We start from the raw sequence: 13,465 nt of genomic DNA, 5'->3' as shown, positions 1-13,465 counted from the left end.
CATCCTGGTGCCCTGTACCTGAGTTGAAAGAGACGAAAGCCTTACCGTCGTAAATGACTCGTTGCTCCACTACGCCCTCCACCGCAATCGTTGTCCAATCCAGTAATCCTGATCGGCCCACTGCTGCACCCACCCCGTAACAGAAGAAGCGGATCACCCGTCACCAGCTTAGCCCCGCTTGCGAAACTGGTGGTCGATTCCGCGTCCTCGGCTAGCTGGACTCAGTCTGACCACTAGGCCTTCTGGCTTTTCAGTGAAACCCAGGTCGGCGCGTGGTCGCTGGCGTGTTCTTCCCCTCGCACCCAGCGATCCACGCCACCCGCCATCAGCCTTGGAACCAGGTTGCCAGACAGCAGCAGGTGATCGATGCGCAGCCCTGCATCACGCTGCCAGTGCTCCCTGAAGTAATCCCAGAACGTATAGAGGCGCTCATCCGGGTAGAGGTGGCGGATGGCGTCGGTCCAGCCTTGCTTGAGCAGGCGCTGAAAGCAGGCGCGGCTCTGCGGCTGCAGGAGGGCGTCCTTCTTCCAGGAACGGGTGTTGTAGATGTCCTGGTCCGTGGGCACGACGTTGAAATCGCCGGCCAGGACGATGGGGTGCCCGGTAGCGAGCAGGCTTTGGGCGTGGGCGAGGAGCCGCTCGAACCACGCCAGCTTGTAGTCGAACTTGGGCCCCGGCTGTGGATTGCCGTTGGGCAGGTAGAGGCAGGCGACGATCACACCCTGTACGGCTGATTCCAGGTAGCGGCTCTGGGAGTCCTCGTCGTCCCCGGGCAGCTGGCGCCGAATCTCCAGGGGCTTCGCGCCCTTCGCGAGTATCGCCACCCCATTCCATGAGGGCTGGCCTTTCCAGATGGCGCCATAACCTGCTGCCTCGATGGCCATGATCGGGAAGCTCTTGCTCACCGCCTTCAATTCTTGCAGGCACACGATGTCTGGCGCCTCCTGCTCGAGCCACTTGAGCAGAATGGGAAGCCGGGACCTGATGCCGTTGATATTGAACGTGGCGATCCGAAGCATCGTCATGTCCCATGCCGTTAAAAGAAGCCGCCGAGGGCTCGATGCCCCCGGCGGCGAAGCGTGATGGTCACAGGATTTAGAGAGGGCATGGCGGCACTGGTTCAGCAGAAAATCCTCCGCTGCATGGCGCTCGCACCGCCCGGTGGCTCAGCTCAGAGTCGCCAGCAGCCAACCCGCCGCGCTGCTGGCGATCACCACCAGCCAGGGCGGCAGCTTCAGCCACGTCAACGCCAGCAGCGCGACCAGTGCCAGGGCGAGGTCCGCCGGTTGGTGGATGGCGCTGGTCCATACCGGGTCGTAGAGGGCGGCCAGCAGCAGGCCGACCACGGCGGCGTTGAGGCCCATCATCGCCGCCTGCATGCGGGTGTTGTGGCGCACCTGCTCCCAGAACGGCAGCGTGCCGGCCACCAGCAGGAAGGCGGGGAGGAAGATCGCCGCCAGGCAAACCAGCCCGCCCACCCAGGGCGACGGGAAGTGGCTCATGGCCGCGCCCAGGAATGCCGCGAAGGTGAACAGCGGCCCTGGAACCGCCTGCGCGACTCCATAGCCGGCCACGAAGGTTGGCTCGCTGACCCAGCCCGGCGGCACCACCTCGTTATGCAGCACCGGCAGCACCAGATGGCCGCCGCCGAACACCAGGGCGCCGCTGCGGTAGAAGGCGTCGATGATGGCCAGCCAGGGGGCAGGGTAGAGCCGGCTCAACAGCGGCAAGGCCACCAGCAGGGCGAAGAACAGCCCCAGCCACAGCACAGCGGAGCGCTTGCCGATTCGCGTCGGCAACGGGTCATGAGCGGCACCCGGGGCAGGGCGGAACACCAGCAGCCCGAGCACCGCGGCGGCAAGCATGATCGCCACCTGGCTCCAGGCGTGGGACGCCAGCAGGGCGAGCCCCGCCGCCACAGCCATGATCGCCACGCGCGGCGCGTCCGGGCACAGGTTGCGTCCCATGCCCCACACCGCCTGCGCCACCACGGCCACCGCAACCACCTTCAACCCGTGCACGGCGCCCTCGGGAATGGCATCGCCATGCTCCGTGATGCCCAGGGCAAGCAGCATCAGCAGCACCGCCGATGGCAGGGTGAAGCCCACCCAGGCCGCCAGTGCGCCGAGGTAGCCGCAACGGCCGAGCCCCAGCGCCATGCCCACCTGGCTGCTGGCCGGCCCGGGCAAAAATTGGCAGAGCGCCAACAGGTCGGCGTAGCTGCGCTCGCTCAGCCAGCGCCGACGCGTGACGAACTCGTCACGGAAATAGGCCAGGTGCGCAACCGGCCCACCGAAGCTGGTGAGCCCGAGGCGCAGGAAGATCAGGAAGACGGCCCAGGGCGTCGGGTCGCGGTGCGCAGGCGGTGTCATCTCATGGGGTTCTGGAAGCGGTACGGCCGATTATGCGGCGCGGCCGTGTCGGTATTCCACGTGCTGCGGCGATTCCGGTGCGGTTATGTCATGAAAAGGGCTAAAGGCGGGGTGAGATCATTTCATTTTCAATCAATTAATGGCGCTGCTTAGAATGGTTTTACTTTCAGTGAATATAAATATCGCTGAGCGGAAACAACCAGAAGAAGGCTGAAAAGTGCTGCGCAAGTACAGAGCAGACTCAGGTTTCTCTCAAGCATTCAGGTGCCGGATTGCGATGAACAACGACTTCACCTTTGCCATTAAAAGCATTCGTTTCGACGAGCATTACCACCCCTCCGAAAACACCCGCATCACCACCAACTTCGCCAACCTGGCCAGGGGTGCGAGCCGCCAGGATAACCTGCGCAACGCGTTGAAGATGATCGACAACCGTTTCAATGCCCTGGCGCATTGGGACAACCCCAAGGGCGATCGTTATGCCGTCGAGCTGGAAATCATTTCCGTTGAAATGAATATCGATGTAGCGGGCAGCGACAATGCGCTGCCGCTGATCGAGATACTGAAAACCAATATCGTCGACCGCAAGACCGGCGAGCGTACTGAAGGCATCGTGGGGAACAACTTCTCTTCCTACGTACGCGACTATGACTTCAGCGTTCTGCTGCTGGAGCACAACAAGAGCCAGGCCGGCTTCAGCACGCCAGACGATTTCGGCGATCTGCACGGGAAGCTGTTCAAGTGCTTTCTGAACTCGGATGCCTACAACGAGCACTTCAAGAAACTGCCCGTCATCTGCCTGAGTGTTTCGAGCAGCAAGACCTACCACCGGACAGAGAACCAGCACCCCGTACTGGGCTTCGAATACCTGCAGGATGAGTACTCCCTGACGGATGAGTACTTCCAGAAGATGGGGCTGAAAGTGCGCTACTTCATGCCGCCGAACAGCGTGGCGCCGTTGGCCTTCTACTTCGCTGGCGACCTGCTGGGTGATTACACCAACCTCGAACTCATCAGCACCATCGCGACAATGGACACCTTCCAGAAGATCTACCGGCCCGAGATCTACAACGCGAACTCTGCGGCGGGCAAATCCTATCAGCCGAGCCTGAAGCACGAGGACTACTCGCTGACCCGGATTGTCTACGACCGGGAAGAGCGCAGCCGGTTGGCGATCGAACAAGGGAGGTTCGTCGAAGAGCACTTCATCAAGCCGTACCACAGCATTCTTCAGCAGTGGTCCGCCGGCTGCGCTCTTTGACTCATCTACCTACAAGGTCATCCATCGTGAAAAAATTGCTCCCCACGTCGACTGCCGGCAGCTTGCCCAAACCCTCCTGGCTGGCACAGCCCGAGACGCTCTGGTCCCCCTGGAAGCTGCAAGACGAGGCGTTGATCGAAGGCAAGCAGGATGCGCTGCGCCTGTCGTTGCAGGAACAACAACACGCCGGTATCGACATCGTCAGTGACGGCGAGCAGTCGCGTCAGCACTTCGTCACCACCTTCATCGAGCACCTCGACGGCGTTGATTTCGAGAAGCGCGAGACGGTTCGAATCCGTGATCGCTACGACGCCAGCGTGCCGACGGTCGTGGGCGCTGTGAGCCGGCAGAAGCCGGTCTTCGTTGAAGATGCCAAGTTCCTGCGTCAGCAGACCCAGCAACCCATCAAGTGGGCGCTGCCAGGCCCCATGACGATGATCGACACGCTGTACGACGCCCACTACAAAAGCCGCGAAAAACTGGCCTGGGAGTTCGCCAAGATCCTCAACCAGGAAGCCAAGGAGCTGGAGGCCGCCGGCGTCGACATCATTCAGTTCGACGAGCCCGCCTTCAACGTGTTCTTCGATGAGGTGAATGACTGGGGCATCGCTGCCCTGGAGCGCGCCGTCGAAGGGCTCAAGTGCGAAACCGCCGTGCACATCTGCTACGGCTACGGCATCAAGGCCAATACCGATTGGAAGAAAACCCTCGGGTCGGAGTGGCGGCAGTACGAAGAGATCTTCCCCAAGCTGCAAGCGTCCAGCCTCGACATCATTTCGCTGGAATGCCAGAACTCCCGCGTGCCCATGGAGCTGCTGGAACTCGTGCGGGGCAAGAAGGTGATGGTGGGCGCCATCGACGTGGCATCCGACATTATCGAAACCCCGGAGCAGGTCGCCGACACCCTGCGCAAAGCCCTGCAGTTCGTCGATGCCGACAAGCTCTGCCCGTGCACCAACTGCGGCATGGCGCCTTTGTCCCGTCGGGTTGCACGAGGCAAGCTCAATGCCTTGAGTGCCGGCGCAGACATCGTCCGCAGGGAACTCCTGGCCTAGTGCCGAACTGAATTCGGACGCGGTGCAGGGGAGGGCAGAGGCCCGTCAGCGCTCAGGCCCTCCTTTGCACCTCCGAGCTGCACCCATTGCCCAGGACCTGCCATGTCTCTCCCTCGTACGGCCATCGAGCCCTGCCGCTTTCGCGAAGCGCTCGGGCACTACGCATCCGGCATCACGGTGATCACCTCGCATCACGAGGGCGAGCCGGTCGGCTTCACCTGCCAGTCGTTCTACAGCGTGTCGATGAGCCCGCCGCTGGTGTCGTTCAGCGTCATGTGCAGTTCGGCCAGCTACCCCAGAATCCGCCAGGCCGGTCGCTTCCTGGTCAACATCCTCTCGGGTGAACAGGCCACCCTGTCCAACCAGTTCGCGCGCAAGGGCACGGACAAATGGCAGGGTGTCGAATGGCAGGAGTCGCCGCTGGGCAACCCCATCATCGCCGGCAGCCTGCATTGGCTCGATTGCGAAATCCACGCCGAACACGCTGCCGGCGACCACCTGATCGTGATCGGTGAAGTGAAGGCGTTGAGCCTGCCAGATGCCGCTGCCACTCAGCCCCTGCTGTACTTCAAAGGGCAGTACCGCAACCTCGCCACCCATGGCGCGGTGTGAGCGGCGCCGCGCTGTTCGAGTGGGGGCCGGGCACTGGTAACGATCAAGGCACAACAGTGAACATAGGCGATGGACTGAAGCGCAGGTTCCCGAGGATGCAGTCGCCCAAAAACTGGTTGGGCGAGAAGGAAAGCGTGTTGGCGGCGTTCGACCACGACCCATTAAGCGTCGCAGCGGAAATGGTGCAGGACTTCCCTAAGACCAACAGCTTGACCCCCGAGAGGGTCGCCGCCGTGGTGGTGGTCGCTGTCCAGGTCCAGGGCAGCCAGGAGGCGGTGATGAACGGGCAAAAGCCTGTGCCGGTAATGCTCACCGTGGTGATGCTTGCCGTGTTGCTGGTGCCCGTTGTGCCAGAAAGGCTGATGTTGCAGGTCGTGGTCGGGATGGTGCCGGACTGCAATGTAAACATGCCATAGGCCGTGAACGGCGTGCTTGGCGGCAACAATGTCGCTGCCGGGGCGGTACCGCAAAGGGCTGCCAAAACGAAGGCGCATAGCGGTTTGAAATAGGCGTTCATGTCGTGTCCCTGTTCGCTCTGATCTTGCAGAGGTTCGCGCGTCCTTCCCTGCAAACTGCCGTTTGGGTAACTGCTCCTTCTCTCCAGCGTTGCTGGACAGTCCGTTGAGGCTAGGTGAGGGCGGCCGGCTGTAAGCCAAGCGAAAGGCTGGGCCGAGGCGCGCTCGCCTCCAGCGGCGGGCACCTGGGTAACAGGCGGGTTCAGGGGAGGGCGGACGAGTGTGTGCTGGAGACTCAACCGGGCCGGCGCCCGCATCCACGGCCCATGCAATGTGCTTTCCAGTGGCATCGCTTGGTGGATGAAAAGAGCGCCATCCACCCTACACTCCGCTCAGCTCCGCGCACGGTTCAAGCGCAAAATGCCGGCCGCAGCCATACCCGTAGGATGTATCGGGCGGCGCTCCGCGAGCGTAGCGAAACCCATCATCGCAAGCGTCGGGTTGCACCCGACCTACAGGTCAATCACGGTCGAGGCCATGTGCTCACGGTGGCACCTGGTTGGGGTGTGCGTCGTAGGTTGGCGCCGAGCGCAGCGAGGCCCAACGTCGGTGAAGGCGATCGCGGATGAATCCGCTCCCACAAAAGGCGGCCCTGGATCGGCGTAGGGCGGGTGAAGAGGTTGAAGGGGTGCACCCGAGTTGCAGGCTCGCCACCCACGGCACGGTTTGAGCGGCCTCGCGCTATTTTCGGTCTCAATGACGTGCATTACTTCACCGTTGAAGGTACGGCCAAGGGTGTGGAGTCACTGTCTGTGGGACGGGAGGCGGGGTACGCCGAAGTGCAGGCGTTCTTTTGCAGGGAATTGACAATGGCGATATAGGCGGTTGTCTCCTGAAGCCTTTGGCTGCGCAAGATCGCGGAAGGGCTATCGCAAGAGACCGGCGAGATGCGAACGCCTGCGCTGATCTCATCCACAGAGGCAAGGCACAGCCACACGGTCGTACAGTTCTCTAGACCAAAGCAACAGCGTTTGTTTAGGCCAATGCGTTTCTAACCGCCAACGCTGCATCAAATATGGATCGCTCCTCATAGGGAGCGAATCCCAGCAAAAAACCGGTAGATACGGGTGCTTGGTAAAACCGCGCTAGCGGCATTACATCAACGTCGGCCTCTTCGATTCGCCGGCACGCCTCAGCCTCGCTGCCGCCCAGCAACGAGCAGGCGATGTCCAGACCTGCACGAATCTCCGGTACCTCGATCAAGCCCTGCCAATACTGCTGCGCTGCGCAACTGAGCGCTTCAGCACGCAGTGAATAGAGTTTGCGCATGCGTCTGACATGTCGTTCGAAATGTCCTTGCTCGAAAAATGCTGCAAGTACAGCCTGACTCAGGCTGTTAGGGTGTCGCGAGGTCAACGCCACTGCTCGGGTGAATATGTCTACCAGATGTGGCGGAAGCACCAGATACGCCAGGCGAGCGGACGGAAACAGCAACTTGCTGAACGTACCGGCAAGGATCACCGAATCATCGGTGCCAGCCATGGCGCGTAATGCTGGAATGGGCTTGGCGATGAATCGAAACTCGCTGTCGTAGTCATCTTCGATGACGTAGGCCCCGCAAGCGCTGGCCCAACGCAGCAGTGCGAGTCTTCTGGCGGGAGAGAGTTCGTAACCTGTTGGCATTTGCCGCGACGGCGTCACATAAGCCAGTTCGGCCTGGGGGGCGGCCTGTATACCATCCTCGACACGCATACCCTGTTGATCCACCGGCACGTCCACCACCTTGCAACCTGCGACAGCCATAAGCTGGCGTACCATCGGATAGCCCGGATCCTCCATCCAGACTGTGCCCCCGGGCCTTGCCAGCAGGCGCAGGCATAAGTCGATTCCCTGTTGCACGCTACTGAGCACCACGATTTGATCCGCCGAAACGTTCACACCTCGAGCGGAGCCCAGATATTCGGCAATGGCACTGCGCAAACTCGGCAAGCCGGCGGGGTCGTAATCAAGCAGCGTCTGCACTTTGGAACTGCGCATCTGCTGGATATGCAACTTGCGCCACAGGTCAATCGGGAATGAATGAACGTCGCCACGCATTGGGAAAAAAGGGCGAAGGCCAGGAGCGACTTTGCGCCTGACGAACTCTGGAGTGGCAGCTTTTAGCCGCTCCAACCAATCCGTGACTGGCGGCGTTCGCCGCACAGGGACTTGCCCTCCATCACGTCGTTGCTGGGAAAAGGCTCGAAGTTTCGCATCGGGGAGTTCAACGCACACGCGGGTGCCACTGCCTGTTTGGCTGACCACATAGCCCTCCGATAAAAGCTGCTGATATGCAGCCTGTACCGTCCCACGTGCAAGTCCGAGGTGGGTGGCCAACGTCCGGCTTCCCGGAAGCTTACTGCCCGCAGACAAACGTCCGCAAAGCATTGCCTCGCGCAACTCTAGATACAGCCACTGCTGAAGATTGACGCCCGCAGCAGGCCTATCACACGGTAATGCCATTGCCCCAAACAGGGTCGCGTTAGATGGCATGAGCACCTCAAAAGTGGATCAACATTTCAGGCGATGAGTGGATCAATACCATAGGCCGCCTTATGACCACAATTGACTCCAAGCGCATGTAGACGCCGCACACCAAGAACGCTCAGGGCCGTGTGCTCTATGTGTGAGCCGATTTCAGGGATCAGCTCGGGTAAACGCTCAATCGACTCGGCAGCGGTGATCCGCATGTTGCGCTCTCTTCATTGCCTCAAAACAAAGGAAAAGAAATTCATGAGTCGCCTCAATTGGTTTGAAGCTTCGCCTGGTGCAGCCAAGTCTCTTGGAGGTCTGCATCATTTCGTGACCACCGCTACCAATCTGCCCGCCCCGCTGATCCACCTGGTGTTTCTCAGAGTGTCTCAAATCAATGGCTGCGCCCACTGCGTCGATCTGCACTCGCGTGATCTGATCAAAGAAGGTATGTCGGTAGACAAGGTGCTGTTAGTACCGGTATGGCATGAAGCGCAATACTTGTTCTCGGATCAGGAACGCTCGGCATTGGCCTGGGCAGAGGAAGTCACGCGGGTCAGCGAGACACATGTATCCGACGAAGCCTACGCAGCAGCATCGGCGATGTTTGTAGAAAAGGATCTGGTTGACCTGACAGCGGCCATCGCCGCGATGAACGCTTTCAATCGCATGGGCGTCAGCTTCCGACTAAAGCCTGCCGCTAAAGCTTGATGGCGTAGTCGCTCGACATGCAAACGCAATACATCAACCCCGGCACCTAGATCGTATCGCCTAGAGTCCGCTTCTGGCTGATAGCTACCCGTCGTCACCGACTGCAATCGGTCAGAAGCAGGTTTCAAAAGCGACCCTGTCTCCGTATTTATACGGGCAGGTCAATTACGACGATAACAACCAATGCGGATTGGTAGACCATCCGAGAAAAACGCGAGCGCCTTCGTCAGTAGGTTCGCTCTGAGGTAGCCGGTGACCAGCGGCTGCCAAGCGCAGCCCGTTCATGGCGGGCAGAAACCTGTCCCGAAAAGCTGCGGGCTGCGCTGCGAAGTGGTTTTCGATGTCTGCGAACGCGGAATACCTTCCAGACTCGTCGAGCATGGACAGATAGAACACCATCTGGCGCCAAGCATAAGCCGTGTTCTTGAGCATCACGAGGCGCGCGTGATAGCACGCAGTCCGCATTTGCTGGCGTGCGCAGATCCATTCGAAGCAAGTCAGAGCAAGTTTCCCCAGGCGTGATTGCAACAGCATTTTCAGATCGAGTTCGCAGAAGAGGGGCGCGAGATTCTGCGTAGTTAGGATCTGTTGCTGCTCGATGATCGTCCCGTTGGTCGCGGGATGCCAGCTGCCCAGTTCGGACTTCGCGCGACGCGCGCTCAGGATCGTCAACGCATCGCTGCCGTTTTGTGAACGCTGCCACCAGGGTTCCGGCGTCTGCAATTTCGGCCTGTCGGGAATCGTGGCCAACGCATCCGTGTCTATGTCGTAGTAGCGGGCGTACAAGGTCCCCGCTATGAGCCTGGCCGCACGTCTAGCGGCCTCAATGAACTTGTTCGAAAACTCACCCATGAAGATGTCTGCGGCGATTTCGTCCACGAATGGAAGATCCAATTTCGCAGTCTTGGCCAGTGCGTGGAACTCCTGCAGTAACTTGTTGGGCAGGATTGCATGCGGGAAGGCGGAGAGCGTCAATGCCGACGTTTCGACAAGCGCCTGGCGAGCGGCATCCGCCGCGCCGGCGTGAAGCTGGCGGTCTCCCTCTACTGCCGCGACCCACGGCAACTCGTTCAGGGCGACTTGGTTCTGAAGGTTCAGCAGCAGTAACGAGCGACGACGGCGGAACGATCGATACGTCGCTGCATACAGCATGCGCAGTACAGCATCACGGAATCCGGCGCTGCGGATCTCGGCAGTCATCGCGGGCAACACCTGGGCGATGGTGTCGCCTGAGGTGATTACTCCACAATCGATCAATTCAGCGATCGTCCCACTGCGGCAACGTTCGAGGCGCCGGTGGATCGCCTTTGGAAGTCCGATTCCCTCTGTCAGCTTGAAGGCTTCCGATTCCTCGGCGGTGATCGGCTCTGACAGGGAGGAGAAGTCGGAAATTCCTGCATTAGTCGGATATCGCGCCAAGCGCGCCGACACAGCTTCTGCGATGAGGTGATGCCCAGGTGCGGCCACCTCCCACCTCTGCCTGGACCGGTACTCGCGATGGGCGTCCGAATCGGGAAGACCATGCTTGCGCACGAAATCACCGACGATTCGACGAATACGTCCGACTTGGCGCCCCGTCAGCGTGCTCGGAGCGCGGGAGCAGTGAGCGAGCAATGTGTACAACTCCACGACCCGGCTCCTGGAGGGAGTGCCAGCGCGGCAGGTGGCATCGAAGCGGGTGCAAAGCTCTGCTGCCTTTTCGTGCCATCCCTCCGGATAACACCGGCAAGGCCATTCCTCCAAGTAGGTCAAGAGAAAATGGCTGATGGCCGCGTCGTACAGTGGCAGACGGGTTTCAATGACCTGTTTCTGGACAGCCAGGCGTGATTGAGCGGGCAGCGTCGCAAGCTGCTGCTTGATCTCACCGACAGGGAAGACATGTACTTCTGCCGCCGAGACCGGCAGCCCCTGCGCAGGTGCCGGAAAGAACCGCAGACGGTCGAAGAACGGCACGATCGTTTCGATCAGCCTCCGAGCTTCCTCCGCACGCTGTCGCCCCAGCAGCCAGGCCACGGTCGGTAGTGCTGCTTCCTCCGGCACATCGATCCGGTAATCGCCCCTAATCAGGCGGTGCTGCAGCGCTTCCAAGCCTTCATCAGTGAGATGCCACGTATTGATGTCAAGCCGTTCAGCGCCCGCGCGGACGCCCCGAATCGATGCAGCCAGTTCGCGTTCATACTCTGTCAGTTCACCACCGGCCAGCAGACGCCCGGTGGCAAAGCCGCCGGTACTGACTTCCAGCGTCACCCAGGCTGGTATATCCACAAACGGTGTGCGTGAGCCGTATTGCGCACTGCCTTGTACAGCATGCGCAATCACCTGCTGCCAGCGCATGATCCGTTCGGCTGCGTTGGCGCGCGCTTCCTCACTGAGACTGTTGTCCTGAGCGATCAACGCTTTCGACAGTTGGAAGATCGCATAACCCGCGCCGATGCCAAGTGTCCCGTCAGATTCGGTATCTTGCCTGGACATGTGTCCTCATGACCGTGCGGTGTAATGGGTCCGGGGGCTGGATTCGAACCAGCGCCCACCCGGTTAGGAGCCGAGTGTTCTACCGCTGAACTACCCCGGAGTAGAGCGGGAATTGTCGGGTAACACCAACGAGATGTGAAGCCCCTCCACATACTTCATCGTAGAGCTCGATGTGGTGCTGAGCAGGCAAGAGCAGTCCGCTTGCACGCCCTATATCTGCTATCGGCCATTTGCAGTCACGGCCCATGCAATGTGCTCGCCGGTGGCACCGTTTGGTGGATGAAAAGAGCGTCATCCACCCTACACTCCGATCAGCTCCGCGCACGGTTCAAGCACAAAGAGCCGGCTGCACCCATGGCCCGTAGGATGGTGTAGAGCGCGGCGAAACCCATCATCGCAAGCGTCGGGTTGCACCCGACCTACAGGCCAATCACGGTCTCCGCAATGCGCTCCCGGCGGCACCCTGGTTTGGATATGCGCCGTAGGTTGGCGCCGAGCGCAGCGAGGCCCAACGGTTCGTCGGCGAGGCTGATCGCGGATGAATCCGCTCCCACAAAGAGGCGGCCCTGGCTCGCCGCCGTGATGTGCCCGGCGGCGCTCTTTGTAGTGTCGATCAGGCCGCCTGCAGGGCCTTGCCGATGGCCGCGTTGAAGGCGGGCAGGTCGTTGGGGTTGCGCGAGGTGATCAGGGTCCAGCCCTTGCCCGGGCAGACCTTTACTTCTGTATCTACCCAGTTCGCACCTGCATTGACCAGGTCGATGCGCACGCTGGAGTAGGACGTCAGTGATTTGCTGTCGACCACGCCGGCGTCGATGAGCAGCCAGGGCCCATGGCAGATCGCCGCGACCGGCTTGCCCGCCGAGGCGAACTCCTGCACCAGGCGTTGGGCGTCTGCATCCTGGCGCAGCGTATCGGCATTCACCGTACCGCCCGGGATCACCAGCAGGTCGAAATCGATCGCGTCCAGGCCCTTGAGGGTCGTGTCCGAGTTCACCGTCACGTCTTTTTCGCTGTCCTGGACCCAGGTCTGGGCTTCGCCACCCTTGACCGTCGCATGCGTCACCTTGGCCCCCTGGGTCTTCAGGGCCTCCATGGGCTTGAGCAGCTCATCGCGCTCGATCCCGGAATTGGCAGTGATGAATAGAACCTTCTTGCCTTGCAGATTCATGCTCATGATGGACCTCTTCGCAGAAGCGCCTCGTGAGGCGCGGGAAACGTGCTGGAGAACACGCGAGCCTTCTGAGTGGGCAGAGACCATGCCGATAAGTTCGAATGATTCGCTCAGCGGATACCCGATTCGGGTGTGCAGTGTCGCTACGCCTCAGGTATTCGCTTTCGGGCGAGGCTGCCACCGCCATGCATCCCCAGCGGCATCGCACGGTGGATGAAAAGAGCGCCATCTACCCCACACCCCGATCAGCTCCGCGCAGGGTTCAAGCGCAAAATGCCGGCTGCACCCACGGCCCGTAGGATGGGTCGGGCGGCGCTCCGCGAGCGCAGCGAAACCCATCACCGCAAATGTCGAGTTGCACCCGACCTACCGGCCCCAAGCGGCCCCTCATGCAAAGGGGCCGCAAATCCATCACCCTCAACGCAACGGTAATTGCGCCAGCTTCGCCACGTGCTGGAAGTCTTCCTGGTTGCTGCGGGCAAGGTGGATCAGCGCATCCATCAGCGCGGCCTCCCGCAAGTCATCCAGGTAGGGCCCGGGGATGCCTTCGCGCATGGCGGCGTTGTCCAGAATGACTTCGGCGAGCACCCGTACGGTGTTCAGGCGTGATTCCAGGCGGTCGGCCAATTAATGCAGACGGCGATGTTCGAGGTCGCTGTTCATGCTGCCACCTCCTTCTAGATGCGCAGAAGTGGCAGGTGCGGGTCGTGGTAGTGGAGCGGGGTAGGTGAGGTCATGGTTGACTCCCGTCTACGTAGGGTTCCACGCCCTGACGCCAATCAGGGTGGGTGGGCCGCGCAGGTTGGCGTACCGGGACAAGGAGACCGGCGCATCCGAAGATGCCC

General features: G+C 60.9%; 12 protein-coding genes and 1 tRNA gene. 4 read left to right on the top strand and 9 right to left on the bottom strand.

The genetic code is table 11. The features are described from left to right. Nucleotides 1-233 precede the first annotated feature (233 nt). Both OEJ36_RS15915 and chrA read right to left on the bottom strand, forming a co-directional pair. Nucleotides 234-1,025 (bottom strand): exodeoxyribonuclease III, encoded by a 792-nt coding sequence (locus OEJ36_RS15915; RefSeq protein WP_263402312.1) that lies wholly within the window; start codon nt 1,023-1,025, stop codon nt 234-236. Nucleotides 1,026-1,166: 141 nt separating this feature from the next. Next, nucleotides 1,167-2,372: a chromate efflux transporter gene (gene chrA / locus OEJ36_RS15910; RefSeq protein ID WP_263402311.1), complete on the bottom strand. Its 1,206-nt coding sequence runs from the start codon at nt 2,370-2,372 to the stop codon at nt 1,167-1,169. Nucleotides 2,373-2,649: 277 nt separating this feature from the next. Here chrA and OEJ36_RS15905 point away from each other — a divergent pair, with 277 nt between their 5' ends. The 3 genes from OEJ36_RS15905 (at nt 2,650) to OEJ36_RS15895 (ending at nt 5,300) form a co-directional block, all read left to right on the top strand. Next, nucleotides 2,650-3,633: a DUF1852 domain-containing protein gene (locus tag OEJ36_RS15905; protein ID WP_263402310.1), complete on the top strand. Its 984-nt coding sequence runs from the start codon at nt 2,650-2,652 to the stop codon at nt 3,631-3,633. A gap of 26 nt (nt 3,634-3,659) precedes the next feature. Continuing rightward, nucleotides 3,660-4,688, top strand: a complete 1,029-nt coding sequence (locus tag OEJ36_RS15900) for a methionine synthase (protein ID WP_263402309.1) — start codon at nt 3,660-3,662, stop codon at nt 4,686-4,688. 102 nt (nt 4,689-4,790) lie between these two features. Then, entirely contained in the window at nt 4,791-5,300 is a 510-nt protein-coding gene (locus OEJ36_RS15895; protein WP_263402308.1) for a flavin reductase family protein, read from the top strand. A 43-nt stretch (nt 5,301-5,343) separates the two neighbouring features. Here the strand turns inward: OEJ36_RS15895 and OEJ36_RS15890 are convergent, their stop codons facing one another. From OEJ36_RS15890 to OEJ36_RS15880, 3 genes are all read right to left on the bottom strand, one after another. After that, nucleotides 5,344-5,817, bottom strand: coding sequence for a hypothetical protein (locus OEJ36_RS15890; protein ID WP_263402307.1), 474 nt, complete (start codon nt 5,815-5,817; stop codon nt 5,344-5,346). Nucleotides 5,818-6,790: 973 nt separating this feature from the next. After that, nucleotides 6,791-8,257 (bottom strand): PLP-dependent aminotransferase family protein, encoded by a 1,467-nt coding sequence (locus tag OEJ36_RS15885; protein WP_263402414.1) that lies wholly within the window; start codon nt 8,255-8,257, stop codon nt 6,791-6,793. Between the two features lie 56 nt (nt 8,258-8,313). Then, nucleotides 8,314-8,484 (bottom strand): hypothetical protein, encoded by a 171-nt coding sequence (locus OEJ36_RS15880; protein ID WP_263402306.1) that lies wholly within the window; start codon nt 8,482-8,484, stop codon nt 8,314-8,316. A gap of 43 nt (nt 8,485-8,527) precedes the next feature. On the opposite strand from OEJ36_RS15880, the gene OEJ36_RS15875 reads away from it, so the two are divergent. Further along, nucleotides 8,528-8,977 carry a carboxymuconolactone decarboxylase family protein gene (locus OEJ36_RS15875; RefSeq protein ID WP_263402305.1) on the top strand — a complete coding sequence of 150 codons (450 nt, stop codon included), beginning with the start codon at nt 8,528-8,530 and terminating at the stop codon, nt 8,975-8,977. Nucleotides 8,978-9,142: 165 nt separating this feature from the next. Here the strand turns inward: OEJ36_RS15875 and OEJ36_RS15870 are convergent, their stop codons facing one another. The 4 genes from OEJ36_RS15870 to OEJ36_RS15855 form a co-directional block, all read right to left on the bottom strand. Next, nucleotides 9,143-11,449, bottom strand: coding sequence for a hypothetical protein (locus tag OEJ36_RS15870; RefSeq protein ID WP_263402304.1), 2,307 nt, complete (start codon nt 11,447-11,449; stop codon nt 9,143-9,145). A 25-nt stretch (nt 11,450-11,474) separates the two neighbouring features. Next, nucleotides 11,475-11,549 (bottom strand) — tRNA-Arg (locus tag OEJ36_RS15865). 513 nt (nt 11,550-12,062) lie between these two features. Beyond that, nucleotides 12,063-12,623 (bottom strand): type 1 glutamine amidotransferase domain-containing protein, encoded by a 561-nt coding sequence (locus tag OEJ36_RS15860; RefSeq protein ID WP_263402303.1) that lies wholly within the window; start codon nt 12,621-12,623, stop codon nt 12,063-12,065. Nucleotides 12,624-13,037: 414 nt separating this feature from the next. Then, complete coding sequence (locus OEJ36_RS15855) at nt 13,038-13,247, bottom strand: hypothetical protein (RefSeq protein ID WP_263402302.1); 210 nt, start codon at nt 13,245-13,247, stop codon at nt 13,038-13,040. Between the last annotated feature and the right edge of the window lie 218 nt (nt 13,248-13,465).

Source organism: Pseudomonas sp. PDM13 (genome assembly GCF_025685765.1).
Lineage (GTDB): Bacteria > Pseudomonadota > Gammaproteobacteria > Pseudomonadales > Pseudomonadaceae > Metapseudomonas > Metapseudomonas solani.
The sequence above is the reverse complement of the archived record's forward strand: the minus strand, read 5'-3'. Positions and strand labels throughout refer to the sequence as shown.